We start from the raw sequence: 21,890 nt of genomic DNA, 5'->3' as shown, positions 1-21,890 counted from the left end.
CCATGGCTTTCCTCCCCCGGCGCCGCCGCGCCCGCACTTCAGTCCCTGCGCGCCTCACCACAGCGACTCTCGTCGGCACAGCGGCGACCGTTGCGGTGCTCGTCGCCACCGACGTCGTCGCGGTCCCCTCGTGGGCCCTCGACGGCATCGACGTGTCCAGCCACCAGCACCCCGGCTCCTCCGCGATCGACTGGAACTCCGTCGCCGCCGACGGCCAGTCCTTCGCCTTCATCAAGGCCACCGAGGGCACCGGCTACACCAACCCGTACTTCTCCACCGACTCCGCCAAGGCCACCGCCGCCGGGGTCACGCCGGGCAGCTACCACTACGCCAAGCCCGGCGTCAGCGACGCCCGCTCCCAGGCCCGCTACTACGCCGCCGCCCTCGCCACGGGCGCGCAGCCGTCGTTGCCCCCCACCCTCGACCTCGAGGAGGACGGGGGACTCGGCCCCGCCCAGCTCCAGAAGTGGGTCGGTGACTGGATCGACGAGATCACCACCCTCACCGGCCGCGAGCCGATCATCTACACCTACCAGTACTTCTGGGAACACCAGATGGGGAACACCACGAAGTTCAACAGGTACCCCCTGTGGCTCGCGTACTACAACGACTCCCTGCCGAACACCCTCCCCGGCGGCTGGGACACGGTCACGTTCTGGCAGTACTCCTCCTCCGGCCAGGTCGACGGCGTCATCACCAACGTCGACATGAACAAGTACTACGGCTCCGACGAGCAGCTCCAGAAGCTCGCCGGACGGCCGTCGAAGAACTCGCCGGTCGGCACGGCCGCCGACGCCCTCGCCCCGCTCAAGGACACCACCGTCACCGAGGCCGGCGCCGCGAACGCCGTGGAGCACACCGTCGCCCAGGTCACCGGCGGCCGCGCGCTCAACCTCCCGCTCACCACCGACGTGCTCGTGAAGCTGCTCGGCTTCCTCGGCGGCGAGGTCGGGGCGGACGCGCTCCTCCAGTCCGCCCGCGAGTCCGGGCTCGCCGGGTCGGCCGGGAACGCGCTCGTCGAGGCGGCGAAGCAGGTCGTCGGCTCGAAGCTCACCCTCCCGAAGACGAACATCAACGACCTCGTCGGCAGTGCCACGAACCCCTCCGGGGACGTCGACCTCGCCGGGGTGCTGCGGATCCTGCAGGCCTTCGGCGCGGACGACTGGGCCGCCCGGGTCACCGAGGGCTCCGACGCCGCCGCGTCCGTCGCGGGGAGTCTCGAGGGTCTCGACGCCGCCACGTCCGGTGCCGGCGCCGCGAACTCCGCGAACTGATCCCGGTCGGGCGCGGGTGGCGAGCTCCGCCGGGCGCCGGGAGCTGGGAGCTGCGCCGCTGATCCCGCCCGGGCCGCCTGACATGCTGGCCGGCTGGGCGCCGCACTCCCGTGACCTGCAGTGAGCCGGGCCCTGGCCGACCGCAACGCTGACCCCCGACCTGCTGACCCTGGCCCTGACCTGCTGCGCGCTGACCCCCGACCTGCTGCGCGCTGACCCCCGACCTGCTGACCCGCGGGCGGGGGTCGACGCGTTCCGCGTGGGCTACCGGCAGTTGGGGGTCACAAACAGCGCGTTTTTTGACCTGGCGCTGCCAGTTCGCCGCGCTCACGCAACGACGAAGACAACCCCAGACGATGGCTCCTCCTCGGCGTCGACCGGTCGAAACACCTACTTTTGGCGCTTCGGGAGCAGGCGCTCAATAGATGAGAAAAGCACCGATATCCCTAGAAATAGCATTCCAGTCGTAGGGAAGTTCCACTGGAACACGAACGAGAGTATGCAAAGGACGGAAAACAGAATAGAGATACAGGTGGCTACCATGTGCATCTTTACACCTCAGCGCTTCTCGACAGTAAGTCCGGCGTATGACAGTTCCGCAGCACTCTCCACGAGGGGCCCATCATATCTTTAGCGTCGACGTATTCCCCTTTGTCGTGCAGAATTCCTTTGATCGGCTGGGACTATAACACGGATTACTGAAGCTGGCAATCCACACGTAATCCAGCGGCCACAGAATTCGCTTCTGACCTGCGCGAATCGCAAGTTGATAATGCCCGGTACGACGCGCTATGGTTCAAGGTGTCCCTCACCGACAAGTTACAACGCCACCGCTCCACAACCGGCATTATATGCGCAAGGGAACGTCTTGCCGAACATCATCGCAGGAATAAGAGAATCCCCAGCCAACATCAGATTCAGCGATACCTCCAAGAAACGCCACCGCTAGGCCGAATAAAGACGCAGAACGTGAACCTTATGCAGAACACGCAAGAATCCCTGACCAGGAAACGTCCGGGTTAATATCCAGAACGCCGACGGTAAAGCGAAGACATACGAGGTCGCCCAGGTTTAAACCGCTAACGACAAGCTCAATGTACAACACAGAAGAAAGGGCTACCTTATGGATAGCCACAGATGCATATATCAGGACTTCTGGTTAAAAGATGACGAGGAATACGTTGCCTAGGCTGCAGATCGTCCGCTCCTGAACTGTTTTGACGCCGATCGGCGAGCTGCTGAAGACGGGCTCCTCCAATGCGCCCGGGAGGGGGTCATCGACGACTTGGAAGCTGCAGGAAGAGATACCTCGGTGCCTCTAAGCGCCGTGCTGTACTTCGAAAAATTCAACGTACGCATCTCAAAGTCACGTCCCCGAAAGCCAGCTATGACCGCTAAATTCGAAGTCGACTCTCTCAATACCCTTGTAGATCAGAAACTGGCTGAGGTCTAACCGTCGCCACCAACCTCCAGTCTCTGCGCTACCTGAGACGACGCCATCGCACGGCAAAAACCGCTATTTGTAACCAAGTTCGGTGGAGAAGTTGACGTAGACACACGATGCTAGACCCCAAAACAAGGCTTCGGGTAAGGCCCGGTATAGAGATCATATACCGGACAATGGCTGAGTGGGCTCCGTAGATGCCGCTACCGCAGTGACATCGCTCGTGATATTTTCCACGGGATTGGCAGGACGGTCGTTAGTAGTGAGGCGATGATTTATGACAAGAACGTCGCGGAAGCCTGAGGGTCTGCGGGTCCAGGACCCAGAGTCGGGGCTGACATTGGTGGCGATCAGGCCGGTCATGTCCAGTAGTCTAGCTGTCGGTAGATGATACTAGCGATCTGGCAGACCAGCGGCCCCCTTAAAATCCAACCGACGGTGTTTCGTCACCTGTGACAGGTGGGTCAAGATCCCCCTACCACAGAAGACAAACATCTCTTAGAGAAAGGAACTTCCTCTTCATCTATCGCTTAAGAAGCGAATTTCCCGTCACAATACAGCAACGCGGTCGTGGCTGTCACGCCCTCCGCCTCCTCAGAATGATTCTCTACTTCTTCGGCTTGGTATATCACCAACATAGCATCAGCTACCTCGATGCTATCAGTTTTTCGCCCGACGATCACTGACGTTGCTTCCTTGAGGACCGGCAATCCCAACTCATTGATGGACCACCGTGAACTAACTCGTTCGCTTTTAAACTTAGCACCGTCACTCGACGCAAACGATCTAGCTAAGTCTTCACTACCTTGACATAGTAGATTTACTGTCACGTGCGAGGCATTCCTCACTGCGCCTGATTGGCCATCTCCCTTTGAGTACGATATTGCAAACAGGGGTGGCTTTACAGACACCGAGGTGAGGCTCGAGATCGTTATTCCGACAGGTCGGCCACCGACTCGCGAAGCTACAATCGATACCCGCGCCGGATTATGTCGAAACACTTCGATGAAGTCAATTTGCCTTTTGTTAAGCTGAGGAACGCCATCCCTCTCGTTTGCGCCCGCAGACGTTGCCATTCGTACCCTTTCAACTAGTCTTTCTACCGCCTGCCGCGAGCTCAAGAACTTGTCCCTTCCAAATTTCAAGCATATCTTTGAACCTATCATCACCGCCGCTTTCAATACGTCTCTGTAGAGTTACTGTTACCATGTCCTGGTATCCACTCAACGTAAGAGCCATCTGGTGAGTTCTTGGTACAAAGTTGAGGGCAGCGACCCACTTCGCCGGGCAACCCATTACTGACAGTTCCTGACGCACAGGTGGAACGTTTGACAACATGAGCGACGACGACCGCGATGCAAACGCGCCGTCGAGGAAATATCTTCCCGACACAGACGCGATGATATGTAGGGCCCCTCGTGCTGCCATAGCGGCACCCCGCTTGGCGTACATGCGTCCCTTCCTTCTGGCATCTTTATATCTTGCAAGATGGGTTACTGCGTCGGACCCGTCACAATCGACTCGGACAGTTGCTGTCGAGATATAATTCCCAAGTTTACGCAGCTCACTGATCTTTCGAACGTTGACAGGAACGGCGACACCAACGTTGCCCCTTACGCCACACTCCTGTAACGTCACAGTAAGTGCCGCTAAGGCGACGTCGTTTAACGACGCCTCTGGACTTTGCTTTGCTTGCAGCATAGTTTCCAGTGGGATGTGGGTTATTTCAGTACTTACAGCGCTACCGTTCACTGGAAGTGCACCTCGCGGAGGAATACCGATTTGATCCAGCACCGTGAGGACTGCTCCCAATAGCGTCTCTGGCAGTGAGGAACGGTATCCGGGGAATGTCTTAGGTCTCTCCGGCCCAAATACCTCAGCACCTAACTGGGACATGCTCAGTCCGTCAAGAAGTGCGTGATGTACTTGGAAATACAGTCCGAATTCCGACTCGTCACCTACATGCTCGGACTTAAGGATCCAGAGGCGCCACATGTGCCCCCCTACACTCGGAGGGTCCTGGTTTATCTTTTCGATTTGTTTTTCTTGGGTCAGTGGCTCGGGCGGGCCATCCAGTACCAAGCGACTAAGGTCCGGGTCACTATCTTCCCAGCGCTGTGTGCCCCGCTCTGTTTCGACCAATTCCGCACGTAGAACGGATAGGTCTTGTGCCTTGCCTCCCAAGTCGCTGATAATTTCTTCCGGCGTTGGCTTTGGACCTTTGAAGGTCGCTACGGCGCCAATCCATGGAGCTGACTTCGGATAGGCCTGGCCGTATGTCAAAAAAGCACCTGGCACGCCCCACGGTTTGTGACGTAAATCTCTCAACATATTACGCATTTGATGCCTCCAGCGCGTTCTTAAGTGCAGATCGAAAATGCATGAGCTCCCTTTCGCCAATGTATGCACTTGGCGTGAAACGAACGATGTTACTTGCGTTTAGCGAATGATTCGCTACTACGCCATGATGAACAAGAGCAGAATAAAATGCTCCTGCAGCAGTTTCATCGATAAACTCCATCGCCCACAGACTACCCTCCCCTCTCACACTTGTTAGGTGCGGGTACCGTCCACTGCTCGCACCGTCTTTGCCAGACTGGGTGATCTCGCGGAAAATCCTCTCTAGCTGTTCTCCCAGCCTGAGAGAACGGTCGGGAACATCATCGGCCACAAGCTTTTCCAGTGTCGCGAGGACGGCGCTGCATGCAACTGGAGACCCTCCGAACGTTGACGCATGCAGGAACAGATCTCGGTCGAACGGCTCGTAGAGCTCCGCCGAAGTGACCACGGCGGCGACCGGAATCACGCCCCCAGACAGAGTCTTCCCGGTGAGGAGGATGTCGGGCACTACAGGTGCAGACCTCCACATGCAGCCACATCGTCCGAGCCCAGTCTGAATCTCGTCGACAATCAGCAACGCTCCGGTTTGGTCGCACAGCTGCCGAACCGCGGCAAGATAGCCCGAATCCGGAATGACAACACCAGCTTCGCCCTGCACTGGCTCTAGAATGACAGCTACGTCGTCGCTTACTACACGTGATAGAGCTTCGATATCATTAAACGGAACCCGTTGGACTCCAGGCATTAGCGGACGAAAAGGCTCCTGGTAGTAGTCTCGACCAGTTACGCTCAGTGCCCCAATTGACTTGCCATGATATCCATCCGCTGCTACGACAAACCGCTTATATCCGGCTGCGCGCGCGAACTTGATCGCCGCTTCAACAGCTTCTGCGCCGGAATTAGTAAAGAATACCTTGTCGAGGCCCTGCGGAGACAGCTTAGCCAACATTTCGGCAGCTTCTACAGTGACTTCGGATTCCATACTGCGGCACGACAATGACTGGCGGTGGATCTGCTCAACCACCCGATCGATAACGTCATGATTTTGAGTGCCCAGCAGTTGGGTACCATACCCAGCCATGTTAAGGAATCGCCGACCATTGGTGGAGACGATCCATTCACCTTCGACATGATGTTCGTATCCCACACCCCACAGCTCCGTCATTTCTGCTCGGTCTGTGCTGGTGTGACGTCGGCATAGATCTGCCAATCGAGCTTCGTTATCAGTTACGACTCTGTCAGAGGAAGCCAAAGGTCTTCCCCTCCTCTCTGAACCTGTTAATTTCGGAAAATTGGTCTCGCCAAAACGGTGGGTGGAACTGGAGCGCTTGCGTGCTGCGAGTTCGGGTTGTTAACGTCGAGGGGCGGATAAATTCCGACCCTCCGGCCAGTCGTTCGAGCTCCTGTCGGTGCCTCGTTAGCGTCCTCTCTAACGTGTACCTAGTTTGCAGTATGGAATACAGTGTATCGTACCCAATACGTGTGTCTATGCTCTGCGATATCGTCTCAGACGCCAATAGGACGGATTCGATATCGCCCGCCGCGGCGGCAAGCGCAGCAGCCCGGGATTCCGTCTTCCCTCGCCCTAACCTGTACAATTGCTCGATTGTTGCCAAGGCGACGCCGGCGTAGCCTCCGATGAGAACGAGCGTGAACCAGGCGGTTCCCAAAATATCTAGACGGTCACTCTTTGCAGTTTGGGAATCGATCAGATATATATCCCGGTCGCTCACCTTGACGTTTCTGAAAACTAGCTCATCACTGCCAGCCCCTTGAATAACGTCATTGCCCCAGAATGGTCGGGAACTAATCCCATCACCGTCACGATCGAATACCGCAAACGCGAGCTGATGTAATGCTTGGGAACTGTCTGATTCAACGCCGATCCCCGCAGTAACAATGTCGCAGTTTTCAGCTAACGTGCACGGCTTCTTGCTTCCATTAAGAAGCCAATATCCGTCTTTGGAGCGTACTGCAGCAACGCTAGGCTGACGCAGCGATTGGCCGTGGCGCCCCTCGGAAAATGCACTGCACATCAATAGGTTCTCTGTAGCAACACGCTTCAATGTACCTCGGGACTCATCTTCTTCAAGAGAGGCGACAGTCGCTACAGAAAAGCCATGCATGGCGAAAGCGACCGCTACCGAGGCAGATGCTGAACCAAGCCCAACTGCGATGCGGAGAGCTTGAACTGCGCTCAAGCCACGACCACCACTAGACGCCGGTACGAGGGCCCCGGGAAGCCCAGTGCGTCGCATATGGTCGGCGACGTCCTTCGGGACGGCGCCGTTTACTTCTCCACTTTCGATCGCCGAAATGCTTCCCGGGAACTCTGCTTCACAAAATCCGCGGACATAATCCAACTGCTTCATCTCTAACGACCGTTCCCTTCTCGCTCGAGGTAGGTAATGTAGTCCGCTCCTGAACTCGATCCGTTGCGGTTTGCACCCGTAGCGTTCACAACGGCCTGCGCATGTGATGTTCGAACCATGGGCATATTTAACTCACCGAACGCCCCTCCGGTCACGCCAGTGCCCCCATGTGTAGGCATTCCCTTAGTCATTCCAGTATGGCTGTCGTTGATTTTAAGAATTCCGCAGTTAGATACTGTTTCAACGAAGCGTTTGATCTCATGGTCATCATCACTCCAGATCGACGCCCGCAAGCCGTGGGCAGATGTATTTACTATCTGAAGTACACGGTCTAGCTCCCGCTTATGGTATGTGACCACTTGCAGAAGAGGGAAGAACGTCTCTTCTTCAATACATCTCAGACCTTCGGCGATTTGGATGTCTTCGATGGACAGTACCGTAGGTCTGACAAAGATTTTATTCTCGTCGCGAACGTTATCGATGTTGACACGGTACCCGCCGGTCACGACGCTACTTCCTGCATCGACGGCGTCTGCCATGACCTCAAACATCTCGTCAGCCCTCAATACCGGAGATAGCCTATTGCCGGGAGCGGTGACCGGTCCGGGAGAGAGCTCGCCTGCAAGGTTCTTCAGACATTCGATGAATTCCGACGCGATAGATTCCTCGACCCACACATTTTTCGGTACCATGCATATCTGACCAGATCCGTAGAAACATTCGTTCGCCGACTCTGCCGCCGCATTAACATCCGCGGTCCCGGTAACAATCAAATGATCATTTCCCTCTAGCTCGAGGACCGGCTTCTTTCCTGCTGCGATGGCACGGCGTTCCCATTCAAATCCGTATTGAGAGCCTCCTATATAGAAGATGTCATTGCAATACTTACTATCGACCCATTGCTTCAGTATTTCATCTGGTCTTCCGCAGGTAACTGCGACTAAGCCCTCTGATGCACCGTGTTCTCTCAGGGTGGGTTCGATGATGGTTGACCACAACCAAGAAACAGCTGCAGGATGGCTCCTTGGCGCCTTCATCACTACTGCGTTCCCGGCAAGGAGAACAAGTAGGCCTAGCATGGAGCTCGATGCGGGAGCATTCTTAGGCGGATGGAAGCCCACCACGCCATCGCTACGCCGCTGAACAGTGATCTCTCGACCATCTACTACTACTTGGTGTTTCATGAAGTGACAGGCAGTATCCACACTCTCAGGACTTGTCATCGATAAGGCGCCCTGCAACTCCCACTCTGCTAGGCTTCGTGGATGCCCTTCACGGCAAACTAGTTCAATAAATGTATCGAATTCAGAAATAATGGCCTGTCGCACCGCTTCGATGATGGTACGCCTAGCGTTCATCCCCATCTGCTCCCACCGTGGTTGAGCGGTATGTGCCATACTGAGCGCCAGTTCCATCTGCTCCTTAGTAGTAATGCCAACCTGGGTCGTAACACGCGGGTCGTCGCGTACGGTCGCCGGCTCTCCTGCCTTCTGGAGCAAAGTTTGAGCACACTTCGGGTCACTTAGATGTACTGACGAATCCAGCACCGTGACCCATTCGTCGTGCTGACAGTCCTTCCCGGCTATGCGCGAAGCAATTCTATCGATGAGCATCTTTTTAAGATAGTCCCTTCCAGTGTAAAATGAGTTCGATAGCAAAACCGAGCGTGGTGGCGTGATTGCTGAATGGGAATCGGCGATGTAATGCTCACGCTACCACTTCTAGGCAAGCCTGTCCGTCCGCGCGACATTTTTTTCGGGTCGGCTGGTCGCGGTTGTATATCACGAAATTAATATAATGATTGCATTGTAGTAGTTTAAACGTGGGCCCGGCGCAGGTAGAAACCTCACAGATAGATATCATGCTAGGGTAATGATCGCATCACTTCGTTGCCCGGCTGCGCAATTGAGACGATAGAGATATGTGAGGTCAACGGGGTTGGGCGTTCCGACCTTCGGGGCATGCGTACTTTAAGGTACGTCGATCACGTATATGCGTATGGAGATGTTGTATGATGGAGTGACTCCAGTACCCCCATTTGGTACCCCTGATGCAAAGGGAACGTCAGGTGATCCTCGATCGCGTCGAAATGCCCGCCGTCCAGATCACTGCTACGGCCAGCACTAGGAGTGCAGCACGCGAATTCGATCATGTGAGATGTTCCTGGTCTACCTTTGATAATTTGTGCTGGCAGGCGCGGTGTTGGCAATCCTGATATCGCCGCGGCTAGATGGCAGAAGCGAATAGTTGCGTGCAACTAGTGACCAGGGCAGACTACGCCGCGCCGTAGATGGCTGACTCCCACCAGTAGATCTAGAGTTCGGCTGTCCCTGACAGCTGTGCAAGCCGCGGGTCCGGCCCGAAGATCGCGATGTTGTTGGCTGAGGTGAGCCCAGTAGTTGCGCTGTCGGTAGGTAGTTCCGACGGCCTGAGAGAGCGTTGTGCGCTGTAGTTGGTTTGCTACGGGGGGCAGATTGATCGGACGCCCTGTTCCTCCACTGCGAGCTCTTCGTCCTCTGTGTGTCTGTGCGGGAGCAGGGCTATCCTATGCTTCCTCCTAGTGTATTCCCGTCAACTCTTGCGTAGCCGCGGCGAAGCCCCACCTGCCTCGCTCTTATGCCGGCAACACGGACTCCTGGTGGGCCAGTCGTACTATCGTACGGAGGCTGGATTCCACCGGATCGCTGGTAGCTTAGGTAGCCAATCAGGGTGCTGCGGTATCGAACAGATGCACTCGTCGCCGGCGAGCAGGTCGCCAACAGATACGGGGTATGCGTGCGGCGTCACACCGGGGCTGTTGATAACTTGCGCTCATACGGGGTGTACCTGCCATGGACAAGCAGGGAGGACCCCGCCGCCAGGAACCATGCAGTTAACACCCGTGCATCAACGCCACCTACGGTGCATGCCAGACTATTACAACGTTGGCACAGTCGGTCGGTACAATGAATCTCTTGTACGGGGCCGTGGTCTGTCTGGCGGATAGAGGTGCAGTCGAAGGCTCCTCCTTGCGCCGCGTGATGCTAGCTGTAGCCGCCCTGCCCCGCTGCGCTCACGTTGCGGTCGCTGTTGTGTGGGGTTTGGTGTGCTTGTGGTGGTGAGGTGGTTCTGGATGAGGACGGGAACGGCGACGCTGAAGACTTCCCGGCCTGCTGCGAGGAGGTCGATGATCTCGTCGTAGGTCCGGCAGTGGTTGATGGTAGTTCCGTCGCCGAACAGTGAGGTGGAACCCTGGTCGCCGACACCGAGGTCTGTCAGCGTGTTCAGAGCGGTGCGTACCGCCTTCAGCGACAGGCCGGTCTCAAACGGGAATGCGATCATCTTCATCATGCGGATGTGCCGCGGAAGCCGTAGAGCTTGCCGGACCCGGAACCGGCGGCGGGGGTGATACTGGCGGTGATCACGCCGGTTCTTGTCCATTAGTCGAATTGTCGGTAGGCGATACCGGCGATCTGGCAGACAGCTGGCTCATATCCCGGCCAGCGGCTGTTTCGTCACCCGTGACGGTGAGGTCACGCAGCCTCCCCGCGACCCGCCCGCTAGGAGCGGGTTCTGATGGCCTCCTACGGCTGGCTACGTATCCTTGGTTCAGCTGTCCTGCCTATTCCTTGCCGAGAAGGGTTTAGACCTCAATAGACCTCAAGCTAGTAACTATCATGCTTCTGGCCGGAGGAAGTGTGTGAAACCGTGACCACAAGCAAGACTAACGAAGGGATGGTATCTCGCACGAGCACGCTAGTCCGTGAATTCAACCACGGTGGCGCGTAGGATATCTAGTGTCCTTCTCGTCTGTATGTTGGTTCCAGCGCCTGTTCAACGAGAGGTCTGATGGGCTGCCTTCGGTTCGTGCTCAAACGAGAGAGTTTCTACTTGTATGAAAAGGAAATCCTAGATTTTAGCTGAACCACCGGTTCGTCTACCACTTCAGTCGCTGGCGCCAGGCTTGGGGCCGGTTCGCTGCCAATGGAGCCGACACCTCTCCCGAGTCAGCCCCGTAGACCGCCAGGGGCCGCGGAGCGACGCGGGGGCGCCTCCTTCTACTAAGTTCAGGGGCTTGTTCAGTCATGTCAGTCCTTTCGTCATCGCCGGAAGTTGATCAATAGTCTTTGCTATATCGTGCAAGCGTGCACGCTATGTAGTGCGATCCTGGAACAACGCTTGATCGTTGTCTACTGTCTCCCTCACCACCAACCGTTCCGAGCACCGCCGCCGGCGTTCTTCATTATCCCGGAGCCACTGCCGGTGACTGACTCGTCCGGCTCAGTGTTGTTGTGGTGACGTTCCGGTCTGGAGAACACATGTGGCAGCAGGTAACGAGGACGTAGAGCGCGTAGTCGTCATGTCGTGTCCCCTTGGTCGTGATGAGCAATCGCCACACTGTCCATCGCGCATAGAGAAACGGCCGACCGGTCACCGAAGACCGGTCGACCGCTTCGGTCTAGAGTGTTGGCGGCTCTCTGACGCGATCGCGGACGTGGTTCGCGATCATGCGAGCTGCCGCTTGCTCCAAGGCTCGCCGCAGGATGGCGTTCCGGTGCTCGGTAGGCCGGCCCTTACTAGGGTGCGGCGGGTTGCTTATCACCGTCTATCGGAACCACTCTCTTCTTCAAGGTGTGTGACTTCATGCTCCGCAAACGAGACGCCAGTGCACTCATTCTCTTGGCCATCACCACACTCGCGACAGTCAAAGCCCCCGCAGCGACAGCAACACCCGACTCCGCCTCAGGAGCCTACGATAGGATCATCCAAAAGACGATGATGTTACGTAGAAGACAGGGGTCCCCGACAGCGAAAAAACGCCACAACGCATAGTCGAGGAGGTTATAGACTCCGAACATAACCGGCTCGCCACTCGCGACTCAGGAGACAACTATGGTGTCGACCCGGGAATAAACGAAGCCAAAGACTGGGCAACAAATCCTATAGACTGTACGCGAGCGAAATCAGCAATTCAGGAAGCCGAGCGTATATCAGGTCAACGATTCCCCGGACCGAGCGGAGATAACATCCAGGACGCAGACCGTCACTGTATATGGCAAGCACTAACCACAGTCAGATCACACGCAGACCTCGCCCGTAGAATCGCTCAGGCACACGAACGCGACCGTCCAGGTCCGCCGAGGTCCACACACATGGCCCGTACCAGCAACCGGACCGGTCGGGACGTCGTACTGCGCCACGAAAATCACGGATCCGGAGCTGTCAACGAATGTCATGCCGCAGCTGACAATGGCCGTCTCGTCATTATCTGATAAGAGCCGGAGATGAATACTTCCATGACCAGAATTCTTCAGGTAGTAGTAGGATTCATATGTGGGGTGCTGGTCCTCTACCTCGGGGGGTTAGGCACGCTCACGGTGCTGAACTCATCAGTACTCGGAGGCCTGCTACTCCCGGTCATTGTCGGTCCGCTCATTGCAGCAGCTCTCTTCTGGACAGCGGCATCAGCGCAGTCACGCGCCAAACGTGTCACTGCCGGTCTGATCGCCACCGCCTTCAGTACAGGATTCTTCCTCGCTGCCGCAGCCTGGCTTTACATGGTGGTCGCAGTGCTAGGACCCATCGCTAACATGAGCTAAGACCTCTCCATCCGACCTCACCCCGATGGAGCCTCTTCAACGGGACTGTCCGACATCCGTACCAATCCAGCCCGTCCCCCGAGGATCATCAGCGCACCATGCCGCTGGAGCGAGCGGCACTCGGGGGAATTGCTAAGATCGCCGGCGGTCCCGTCGGGACGGTGGTCGCCACTCCTCCTGGTGTGCACGGGTGCCAGGTCTCATCTCAATCGGACATCATGTACTTGTGCCTGTCGCAACAGATAGGGGGATCAAGATCGGAGCTCGGTCCGATCACCCGACAGTATGCGAAGATCGCTGCTAATGACACACCGATAGGAGGATGTGATGGACGCAGAAGACCGCACAGAGCGTCGTAAATTCGGCGCAGTGATCGTAGGGTTGATGATCATATTGTCGGCCGGCGTACTCAGCTCATCAGACATTGAGTCCTCCAGTTACTCAACCTCCTACATCGTGATTAATGCCGTGGTTACCTTTGCCTTGGGGTTGTCTGCGGTAATTTACGGAGTCACGAACCCTATTCGGTGGAGGTGGGCGGGTCTATGCATGTTGTTTACGGTATTTTCAATAGTGATTTCCGTTTTTGATCCAACGGTGTTCGGCAGGCTTGCAATCGCAGTTGTCTGCTTCCTCACATGTGTGACCCTCAGTGCGCAACGAAGGTCTCAGCTTTCATAGCTCGCCATGCTGTCGATCTCCGGCTGAGACTCACGTCTTATCGAGCCCGGACTGTCGGTCGTTCGGTCAGGCCGGTGGCGTAGGCGTGTTGCTGTGCGGGGGTGGGGGTGGGCGCTGGCGGTGATGTTGTGTCCGTGGGCGCTGGCGGCGGTGGTGGCGCGCGGCGTTTCTGTCCGGTGTGGACTACTGGCAGTTGGGGGTCAAAAAGGGCGCGTTTTTTGACCTGGCGCTGCCAGTTGGCTGCGCGGGGCGGGCGTGGGTGACCTGGCGCTGCCAGTTGGCGACGCGGGGCGGGCGTGGGGGACCTGGCACTGCCAGTCGGTGACGTGAGGCGGGAATGGCCGCCGCCGTCCCGCCCCGCCCCAACGCATAACGCCCCCCGCCGTGAGGCGGGGGGGGGGCGTCTTTCGCGCAGTCCGTGCGCTGTTCGTACGTCGTCCGCGCGGAGCCCGTGCGGAGCCCGTACGCAGAGCCCGCGCGCAGCGCGCGCGCCCGGACTCAGCTCATGTTGTGCTTCATCGGCCCGGGCGACCACATCCCGGAGCGCGTCACCTCCGCCGTGTCGAGCGTCACGGGCTTCGGCGTCTCGTCCTGCCCGTTCGGGAACGGCGTGAGCTTGTCGAGCACACCCCAGTCCCGCTGCCAGTCGTCGACGAGGTAGGTCGGCAGCTCCTCGGAGCGGGTCGTCATCTGGACGAGCCCGCCGGCCCCGCCGCCGTAGTAGTCCTGGACGGGGGAGTGGATCTTCCGGGCCTGGTGGTCCGGCGAGACCCGGAACTCGGGCACCTCGGCGACGCCCGCCCAGTGGTCGTACGGCCGCTGGCACGGGAACTGCAGGGCGGTGGACCAGTCGAGGAGCGTCGGCGCGGTCGACCCGACGTAGTCGTTCATCGACTGCAGGTGCGGCGCGCGCGGCGGGGTCACGGCGACCCACTGGTCCTTCGTCACGTTCATGTCGACGACCCGGATGCGGACGACGTCCGCGTCGTCCGGGATCTCCGACATGGGGACGCGCAGGTTCCGCCACTCGGGGGCGGTGCCGATGTCCATCGGCACGACCGAGCCCATCCAGTCGACGTTGACGTCGCCGGACTTCGGGTCCGTGCCGGACGTGCGCCGGCCGTACTCGAGGGTGACGTCCTGGCCGTACTGGGCGACCCCGTTGAGGTCGTTGTAGGCGATGCGTCCGGCCGCGGAGATGCTGATGAGCGGCTGGTCCGGGGAGCGCTCGGGGAGGGTGAACCACTTCGTCGTCGTCTCGGCCGGCAGCTGGAGGCCGTCGGTGTAGGAGCCGACGACGGGCACGCGGTGCGGGTCGAGGCCGAAGGGGAGGTGCGCGTGGGACCCGTTGACGCCGGTGTCCGCCTGCAGTCCGCCGGTCGTGCCGGTGTCCTGCCCGCTCTGGTCGCCCGAGGTCTCGTAGGCGTCGGTGGAGACGGTCGACGTCTGGGACGCCGAGCCGTCGCCGTCCTCCTCCTCGATCCGGTTCGGGATGTTGTTCGGTTCGAACCCGCGGGAGACCTTCGTCGTCAGCGAGTCCTTGAGGGGGCTGCCGTCGGCGACGGGGAGGATCGAGTCGTTCGTGTCGGTCTCGACGCGCACGTCCGAGGCGAGGCCGCAGGTGTTCCCGGTGAGCGCCTCCAGGTTGCCCTTGCCGACGCTGTACGCCGGCCACTGCGACACGAACCCCTTGGCGAGGGAGCCGAAGGAGAAGACGACGACGAGCGCGGTGACGACCGCGATCGGGGACGCCGCGATACCCGTGAAGCGCTGCGCGCGGCGCGCCTCCTCCCGCGGGACGTCCCGCACCTCGGACTCGGTCTGCGCGCGGGCGGTGCGGATGTCGCCCCGGAACCCGACGAGCACGCCCCACGCGAGGACGAGGAGGGCGATGACGAGCATGACCGTCGACGCCTCGATGCCGTGGACCTGGATGGACTTGTCGTACCACGGCACGCCGAAGCTGGAGATGTACCACCAGCCGTTCGTGCCGGACAGGGTGAAGGCGAAGATCATGAGCACCGCGCCGATGAACAGCACCCGGTTCCGCTGGGACCGCAGTGCCATGTGCGACGCGGCGACGGACGCGAGCCCGGCGAGGGCCGCGGCGAGGCCCGCGTACACGCCGAAGTGGTGCGTCCACTTCGTCGGCGTGAAGGTCATGAAGAACGCGGTGCCGATGATGACGAGCGTCAGCCGGATCGCCGGGCCGTGCGCGGTCCCCGGCACGCGCCGGTTCCGCAGCATGGACGCGACGACGACGATGAAGCACAGGATCATGATGATGACCGCGAACCGCCGGGGGAACGAGCCGTCGACCGTCTGCTTGAGCAGCTCGGTGTACCGCGTCGGCTCCTCGTACCAGGCGAGGGCGGGGCCGACGTCGCCGCGGAGGCGGATCGCCTCCATGACCGTGGCGGGCGTCTGGTCGCCGAAGACGGCGATGAGCACCGCGGTCCCGGCCGCGAGGAACGGCGCGACCTGCGCGGTGACCGCGCCGGCGATGCGGCGCCGCGACGACCCGCGCGGGGCGTCGAGCAGCGGCAGCCGCCGGATGACGATGCGGATGAGGCTGGACAGGCCGGCGAGGATCGCGGCGACGGCCATGAGGCCGGTCGGCCCGGCGGCGAGGGAGAACGCCGCGAAGATCACGCCGAACGCGGCCGGGAGCAACCGGCCGGTGGCGATGGAGCGTTCGATGCTCACCCACGTCAGCAGCGCGCCGAGGGCGATGACGGGCTCCGGCCGCAGGCCGTTGTTGTACGTCATCCAGAACACGAGGAACACCGCCGCGGTCGTCCAGTGGGCGACCCGCCGCTGGTTGACCTTCGTGCCGAGGCGCGGGAGCACCTCACGGGAGAGGATGAGCCACGTGAGGACGCCGGCGATGAGCCCGGGCAGCCGCATCCACACGGACGCGGTCGACACGTGCGTCATGACCGCCATGAGGTCGTAGTACGGTGCGCCGAACGGGGACTCGGAGACGCCGAACCAGCGGTAGTAGTTCGACATGTAGCCGGACTCGCGGCTGGCCCGGGCCATCGTCAGCAGGTAGCCGTCGTCGGCGGTGTTCGCCCCGATGACGTACCAGGCGAGGAGGAAGAAGCCCACGACCGCGTCGAGCCACCGGGGGCGCCACCAGTTCCGCGGGAGGAAGCGGCTGCCGGGCCGGGACCGGCCGTCGAGCACGTCCATCCGGTGCAGCGCCCACAGGGCGACGACGGTGAACGCGACGCCGGCCCACATCGCCGCGTACTTGAGCACGCCCGGCGACGAGGTGAAGCGGGAGTCCACGGTGACGTCGACCGTGAGGCCGGCGTCGACGGCGTGGGAGGTGTTCTCCGGGGTGTCGGTCATCTCGGAGTAGATGCCGGTGACCATCGGGCGGATGTCGTCGTCGATGGCCCCCTCGAGCGGGCGGCCGGAGGAGTCCTTCGCGTCGGGGATCCACACGTGCGTCCGCTCCGCGTCGGAGGTGATGCGGAGCACGGCGTCGTCGGGGAGGGACGCGAGCTCGCTCGTGCTCACGGACAGCGGGACGATGTTGCGCAGGACGACGTCGAGACCGTCGTCGGTCGACCGCACGAACATGCCGCGCAGCGTCGGGTCCTCCGACTCGCGGGGGACCGTCGACAGGACGGTCGTCTGGCCCTCGTTGAGGTGGCGCGCCTCGGCGACGGGGAGGGTGATGTCCAGCTTCTCCGGCTGGTAGGCCGTCAGCGGCGCGGTGACGCTGCGCAGGTCCCCGCCCTGCGGCCAGGAGAAGGAGGACTGGGTCTGTTTCACCGGCAGGAACGGGGTGAGGCAGAACAGCACGAAACCGAGCAGGCCGGCGACGGCCGCGACCGTCTTCAGCCTGCTGCGACGTTCCCGGGTGCTGCGCTCACCGCCGGGTGCTGCTGTTCCTGGGAGTTCGGGTTCTTCATCGGCTCGTGACACAAGCGCACATGTTACGGCAGTGAAAGGAGAAGACGGAACCGGCGACACAGCCTGGGCGAGCCGCACCTGTCCCGTCGCGGAGGGGTGCGTCGACCCCCCACGGGGTCAGGGGTGGGGAGGGGTGCGTCGACCCCCGTGGGGTCAGGGGTGGGGACGGGGGACGACGGTCCCCTCCGCCGCCCCGCCGGCTCAGTCCGTGCGGACGGCGACGACGAACGGGCCGACCTCGCGCAGCGACCACCCGGTGGCGAAGGCCTCGGCGTGGAACGCGACGGTGCGGAAGCGGACGTTCGGGTTGTTCGGGTAGATGTCGTCGGCCATGCGGTAGCTGAACGTGGTGCCGGGGTCGGGGCGGCCGTAGCCGTCCCGGTCGAGCCCGGTGAGGGACCCGCGCAGGACGAGCGCGTCCGGGCCGGCCCAGCCCTTGTCGGCGGTCGCGGCGTCCATCGCGGCCCGCAGGCGGTCGGGGTCGGTGATCCCGGTCCAGGACTCGATCTCGCTGTTGCGGGCGTCGAACTGTCCGAGCGGGTTGGCGTAGTGCGCGGTCATGGCCTGGTAGGCGTGGTACGGGTAGTAGGCCATGAAGCTCTGCTCGTCGGAGAGCACGACCGTGCCGGTGCGGTCCGGGCGGTGGGCGAGGATCTCCGCGTCGACGTCCTTGTAGTACACCGTGTCGTCCGCGGGGAACTGGTCGGCGCGGACCCCGTCCCCGTCGACGTCGGTGTACGCCCGGTCGATCTCGTCACGCTGGTGCCACGGGATCTGGACGACGAAGGACAGCGCCGCGACGACGGCGACGACGGTGAGCACCCGGTTCGTCACGTGCGCCCAGCGCGGCGTCATGACCTGCGGGTACAGCCGGCGGAGGCCGACGGACCGGGCGTCGACGACGGCCATGACCCCGCCGACGCCGAGGATCGCGGCGATGGGCAGCCCCATCCGGAACCCCAGGAGCGTCGTCCCCGTCACCGTCATGAGCATCGACAGCACGACCCACACGTACGACGCGAGGAGCCCCCACGTCAGCGCCCGCGCCGTGCCGGAGCGGGACCGCACGATGAGCCAGATGACGCACACCGCGCCGAGGATCGCGAGCAGCGGCGCGGCGAAGAAGGGCGTCGGCAGCTCCGTGCCCTCGAGCGGCAGGTAGTGCTGCGCCCGGCCGCTGACACCCGTCGGGGAGGTGAGGACCCGGTACAGGTAGGGGGCCCACCCGACGAGGGCGAGGACCCCGGAGCCCACGCCCGCGGCGACGAGCCGCCACAGCGGGGCGAGGGTCCGCCCGCCGACGGCAGCGGCGAGGGCCATGGCGATGAGCGTCAGGGCCGTCACGCCGGTGAACAGGGTGTACAGGTTCGCGGACAGGCCGAGGAACACCGTCACGCCGAGCAGCGCGAACCGGCCGCCGTGGAGTCCGCGCCGGCCGAGCACGAGCGCGGCGGGCACGCCCATCCCCACGACGGCGGCGTACGGCTCGCCGGGGGCGATGAAGAGCACGACGGCCGTCGTCACCGTCGCGGCCGCGGTGGCGACGGTGAACGACCCGGTGATCCGCCGCCACACGGGCACGAGGGCACACCCGGCGGCGGCGAGGGTGACGAGCGCCCACGGCTGGAACACCGCCCACCCGGCGAGCCCGGTGACCCGGGAGAACAGCCCGCCGGTGAAGAACCACAGCCCCGGGTAGAAGCTCGGCTGCCCGGGGTAGGCCATGTCCGCGTAGCCGGGGGTGTCCGCCATGCGGGTGAGGAACTGGGTGCGGAACGCCTGGTCCACGCTGATGCCGCCGAGGTAGAGGCGGGAGGCGGACAGCGGCAGCCCGAGCGCGCCGACGACGAGCCCCGCCGGCGCGAGGTGCGCCGCCGCCTCGGTGACGGCGCGCAGCACCCGGCGGCCCCGGTCCGTGGCGGGCCGCCACGTCGGGTGGGCGCGGAGGTGGAGCAGCCCGGCGGTGACGACGACGACCACGCAGAGCGTGGCCGTGGCCAGCGCCTTCGAGTCGAAACTCGCGTTGAACGACGGGAAGTGCGTCGTCTTCAGCAGGTACCAGAGCACGAGTGTGGCGGCGCCGCCGGCGACGGCCGCGACGACGGTGGCCACGACCGTGGCGACCGCGCCGGGCGGGGTGCGCCGGTCCGGGGCGCCGGGGGTGTCGGCCGCGTCGGTGCGGCCGGGGGTCCCGGGGCGTGCGGTGGCGCGGGCCGCGACGGCCGCGCCGGTGAGGCCGTCGGCTCCGTCGGCTCCGGCCGGTCCGCGTGATCCGGCGGCTCCGGCCGGGGTCTCGGTATCACTCATGTGTCACATCTTGGCACACCCGCTGTGGGTGGCCGGCCGCTCCGGCCGGTTCCCGCCGGGTCAGTTCCTCCGGAGCAGGAGAGTCCGGATCCCGGCGTGGAAGCCGTCGCGGAGGCTCACCCGCTGATGCTCGTTGAGCGTGTACTCGTGGAGCGTCTCGCAGGCGAACTGGAGCAGCGGCCGGTCGATCTCGGACGGGAGTCCGCCGCCGGAGAGGATGTGGGCCTCGTCCCGCTGTTCCTCGGTCGCGGCGTTGTCGAACCACCACACGGCGTACTGCTGGCCGACGTCGAACGGGTTCTGGGTGCCCCCGGAGACCCACACCTCCTGGGGGAGGGGGACGTACCGGCTGCGGAGTTTCCGTCGCGGGGCCATCATCGACGGGTTCGGCGCGGTCCGGCGGGGGGCGTCGGCCGGGCTCGGGGCCGGGCTCGGGCTTGCGCTCGGCGGCGTCGGCGTCGGCGGCGTGTCGCCGGCGTCCGCGGTGTCCGGGGTGTCCGTGGCGTCCGCGGTGGGCTCCGGGGCGGGGGTCGAGGTCGAATCCGGACTCGGACCCGGAGCCGGACCGGAGCTCGGGACCGGGTCCGCCGTGGTCCCCGTCCCGGGTGTCGACGCCGTCCCCGCCGGTCCACCGGACCGGGCCGCCGTGCCGTCCGCCGTGGGGCGGGGCGTGGCACCCGGCGTCGGCGTGGGCGCGGTCGCGCCGGGCGTCGTGCCCGGTGACGGCGTCGAGGCAGGCGTCGGTGCCGTCGCCCCGGAGGTCTCACCCGGCGTGGCCCCCGACGTCGCACCCGGCGTGGAACCCGGCGTGGAACCCGGCGTCGGCGTGGCCGTGGGCGTGCCCGCCCCGGCCGTCACGCCGTCCGCGGCCCGGTCCGCCGCGGCACCGTCCGCGGCCGGCGGGGTCGACGCCGCCGCGGCGCCGGCCCCGTCCACTGCGCCGGCCGGCGCGGTGTCCGTCGTCCCCTGACCGGACCCCGTGCCCGCCGCCCCGGAACCCGCGGGCCCGGATCCCGCGGCGGTCCCCGTCGACCCCCCTGGCCGGTGCGAGCCCGGCTCGGGGACGCGGACGTCGGGGACGGGTGAGGCCCCGGGGTCCTCGGGCGGTTCGGCGTCGCCGAGGGGCTTGTGCCGGGCGCCGGGCGGGGTGGGCTCCACGTTCGGCGGCAGCGGGCCCTCGAGGATCTGCAGGCGCATGCAGTCGCGGAAGTCCTCGCGGGGGTCGAGGATCGTCGTCGTGTCGCAGGCGAACCGGAGGTTCGCGGACACGGAGTCCCACCCGAAGCCGTAGAGGTGGACGCGGACGCCCGCGGTGACGGCCTCCTCGACGCCTGGGAGCATGTCGGCGTCACCGGACACGAGGGCGATGTCCGAGACGTGGCCGCGCAACGCGGCGGTGACCATGTCCGCGACGAGCCGGGTGTCCACGGCCTTCTGCGTGCGGCGGTCACCCCACTCGATGAGGTGTCCCGCGCGGAGCTGCACCCCGGGCTCCGCGCGGAGGGAACGTTGGTAACGGTGTGGTCCGGAATCGGGGATCCCGTCGTACCACAACTGCCGGTGGACCGGCTGGTGGAGTTGTGAGGTCACCATCCTGTCGAGGACGGCGACGACCTCGGGGAGGTCGATCTCCAGCTGGGCCCGGGCGCCCGTTTCCCAGGAATTGTAAAAGCTCGCGAGGAGATAAGAGGTATCGACGTACACCTGTGTGCGTTCAAGCATGGTCCTTCACTTCAAATTTCTGTGGTCATCACGCATGTTCATCGGCCGCCCCGGTGCGGGCCCGTCATCCGGGCCGCAGCCGGGGCGCTGTCTGTTCCGCCTCCAGTGTGCCCCATGCAGCATCCGCGTGATGCGGGGACGCGGGCCGCCGGGCCGCCGGCGGAGCGCGCGGGAACGGCGTCGGCGGAGCTGCGCTGCTGCGCAGGGTTCCGCGCGGCGGGGACCGCGGGTGGTCCCCCCGGCG

Annotated in this window: 13 protein-coding genes; 4 read left to right on the top strand and 9 right to left on the bottom strand. The window is 62.8% G+C overall.

The features are described from left to right. Window positions 1–2 precede the first annotated feature (2 nt). Window positions 3–1,274: a glycoside hydrolase family 25 protein gene (locus CBOVI_RS10005; protein WP_043363162.1), complete on the top strand. Its 1,272-nt coding sequence runs from the start codon at window positions 3–5 to the stop codon at window positions 1,272–1,274. Window positions 1,275–3,248: 1,974 nt separating this feature from the next. Here CBOVI_RS10005 and CBOVI_RS10840 read toward each other — a convergent pair. From CBOVI_RS10840 to CBOVI_RS09995, 3 genes are all read right to left on the bottom strand, one after another. After that, entirely contained in the window at window positions 3,249–3,794 is a 546-nt protein-coding gene (locus tag CBOVI_RS10840) for a flavin reductase family protein (protein ID WP_010273465.1), read from the bottom strand. A 10-nt stretch (window positions 3,795–3,804) separates the two neighbouring features. Then, a complete protein-coding gene (locus CBOVI_RS10000; protein ID WP_157998207.1) occupies window positions 3,805–4,419 on the bottom strand; it encodes a WS/DGAT domain-containing protein in 615 nt (204 codons plus the stop codon). A gap of 631 nt (window positions 4,420–5,050) precedes the next feature. Continuing rightward, window positions 5,051–6,139, bottom strand: a complete 1,089-nt coding sequence (locus CBOVI_RS09995; RefSeq protein ID WP_237698744.1) for an aspartate aminotransferase family protein — start codon at window positions 6,137–6,139, stop codon at window positions 5,051–5,053. Between CBOVI_RS09995 and CBOVI_RS09990 the strand changes: the two genes are divergently transcribed. Continuing rightward, complete coding sequence (locus CBOVI_RS09990; RefSeq protein ID WP_237698746.1) at window positions 6,065–6,259, top strand: hypothetical protein; 195 nt, start codon at window positions 6,065–6,067, stop codon at window positions 6,257–6,259. The two genes, CBOVI_RS09995 and CBOVI_RS09990, sit on opposite strands and share 75 nt — an antisense overlap. A gap of 37 nt (window positions 6,260–6,296) precedes the next feature. Here CBOVI_RS09990 and CBOVI_RS09985 read toward each other — a convergent pair whose 3' ends face one another. The 3 genes from CBOVI_RS09985 to CBOVI_RS09975 all read right to left on the bottom strand — a co-directional run bounded on the left by CBOVI_RS09985 (window position 6,297) and on the right by CBOVI_RS09975 (window position 10,850). Continuing rightward, window positions 6,297–7,430, bottom strand: a complete 1,134-nt coding sequence (locus tag CBOVI_RS09985) for an acyl-CoA dehydrogenase family protein (RefSeq protein ID WP_083826116.1) — start codon at window positions 7,428–7,430, stop codon at window positions 6,297–6,299. A gap of 2 nt (window positions 7,431–7,432) precedes the next feature. Continuing rightward, entirely contained in the window at window positions 7,433–9,043 is a 1,611-nt protein-coding gene (locus CBOVI_RS09980) for an aldehyde dehydrogenase family protein (protein ID WP_010273455.1), read from the bottom strand. Between the two features lie 1,303 nt (window positions 9,044–10,346). Then, window positions 10,347–10,850, bottom strand: coding sequence for a hypothetical protein (locus tag CBOVI_RS09975; protein WP_010273452.1), 504 nt, complete (start codon window positions 10,848–10,850; stop codon window positions 10,347–10,349). 1,388 nt (window positions 10,851–12,238) lie between these two features. Between CBOVI_RS09975 and CBOVI_RS10880 the strand changes: the two genes are divergently transcribed. Both CBOVI_RS10880 and CBOVI_RS09970 read left to right on the top strand, forming a co-directional pair. Then, window positions 12,239–12,682 (top strand): DUF6973 domain-containing protein, encoded by a 444-nt coding sequence (locus tag CBOVI_RS10880; protein ID WP_373419194.1) that lies wholly within the window; start codon window positions 12,239–12,241, stop codon window positions 12,680–12,682. Window positions 12,683–12,694: 12 nt separating this feature from the next. Further along, window positions 12,695–13,009, top strand: coding sequence for a hypothetical protein (locus CBOVI_RS09970; protein ID WP_125196281.1), 315 nt, complete (start codon window positions 12,695–12,697; stop codon window positions 13,007–13,009). Between the two features lie 1,179 nt (window positions 13,010–14,188). Here CBOVI_RS09970 and CBOVI_RS09965 read toward each other — a convergent pair. The 3 genes from CBOVI_RS09965 to CBOVI_RS09955 all read right to left on the bottom strand — a co-directional run bounded on the left by CBOVI_RS09965 (window position 14,189) and on the right by CBOVI_RS09955 (window position 21,646). After that, window positions 14,189–17,629 carry an arabinosyltransferase domain-containing protein gene (locus CBOVI_RS09965; protein ID WP_083826115.1) on the bottom strand — a complete coding sequence of 1,147 codons (3,441 nt, stop codon included), beginning with the start codon at window positions 17,627–17,629 and terminating at the stop codon, window positions 14,189–14,191. A gap of 189 nt (window positions 17,630–17,818) precedes the next feature. Further along, window positions 17,819–19,924 carry an arabinofuranosyltransferase gene (locus CBOVI_RS09960; RefSeq protein ID WP_183273667.1) on the bottom strand — a complete coding sequence of 702 codons (2,106 nt, stop codon included), beginning with the start codon at window positions 19,922–19,924 and terminating at the stop codon, window positions 17,819–17,821. Between the two features lie 60 nt (window positions 19,925–19,984). Beyond that, window positions 19,985–21,646, bottom strand: coding sequence for an NYN domain-containing protein (locus tag CBOVI_RS09955; RefSeq protein WP_125187490.1), 1,662 nt, complete (start codon window positions 21,644–21,646; stop codon window positions 19,985–19,987). Between the last annotated feature and the right edge of the window lie 244 nt (window positions 21,647–21,890).

The sequence above is a fragment of the Corynebacterium bovis DSM 20582 = CIP 54.80 genome (assembly GCF_030408615.1).
GTDB classification, from domain to species: domain Bacteria; phylum Actinomycetota; class Actinomycetes; order Mycobacteriales; family Mycobacteriaceae; genus Corynebacterium; species Corynebacterium bovis.
Note: the sequence above shows the minus strand (reverse complement) of the source record. Positions and strands in the feature narration are given on the sequence as shown.

Excerpts from the sequence above, each read along its gene's own strand:
- CBOVI_RS09980 (WP_010273455.1), bottom strand. The coding sequence starts at position 9,043 with ATGCTCATCGATAGAATTGCTTCGCGCATAGCCGGGAAGGACTGTCAG.
- CBOVI_RS09995 (WP_237698744.1), bottom strand. The coding sequence starts at position 6,139 with ATGGCTGGGTATGGTACCCAACTGCTGGGCACTCAAAATCATGACGTT.
- CBOVI_RS09970 (WP_125196281.1), top strand. The coding sequence starts at position 12,695 with ATGAATACTTCCATGACCAGAATTCTTCAGGTAGTAGTAGGATTCATA.
- CBOVI_RS09960 (WP_183273667.1), bottom strand. The coding sequence starts at position 19,924 with ATGAGTGATACCGAGACCCCGGCCGGAGCCGCCGGATCACGCGGACCG.
- CBOVI_RS09985 (WP_083826116.1), bottom strand. The coding sequence starts at position 7,430 with ATGAAGCAGTTGGATTATGTCCGCGGATTTTGTGAAGCAGAGTTCCCG.
- CBOVI_RS10840 (WP_010273465.1), bottom strand. The coding sequence starts at position 3,794 with ATGGCAACGTCTGCGGGCGCAAACGAGAGGGATGGCGTTCCTCAGCTT.
- CBOVI_RS09955 (WP_125187490.1), bottom strand. The coding sequence starts at position 21,646 with ATGCTTGAACGCACACAGGTGTACGTCGATACCTCTTATCTCCTCGCG.
- CBOVI_RS10005 (WP_043363162.1), top strand. The coding sequence starts at position 3 with ATGGCTTTCCTCCCCCGGCGCCGCCGCGCCCGCACTTCAGTCCCTGCG.
- CBOVI_RS10000 (WP_157998207.1), bottom strand. The coding sequence starts at position 4,419 with ATGCTGCAAGCAAAGCAAAGTCCAGAGGCGTCGTTAAACGACGTCGCC.
- CBOVI_RS09975 (WP_010273452.1), bottom strand. The coding sequence starts at position 10,850 with ATGGACAAGAACCGGCGTGATCACCGCCAGTATCACCCCCGCCGCCGG.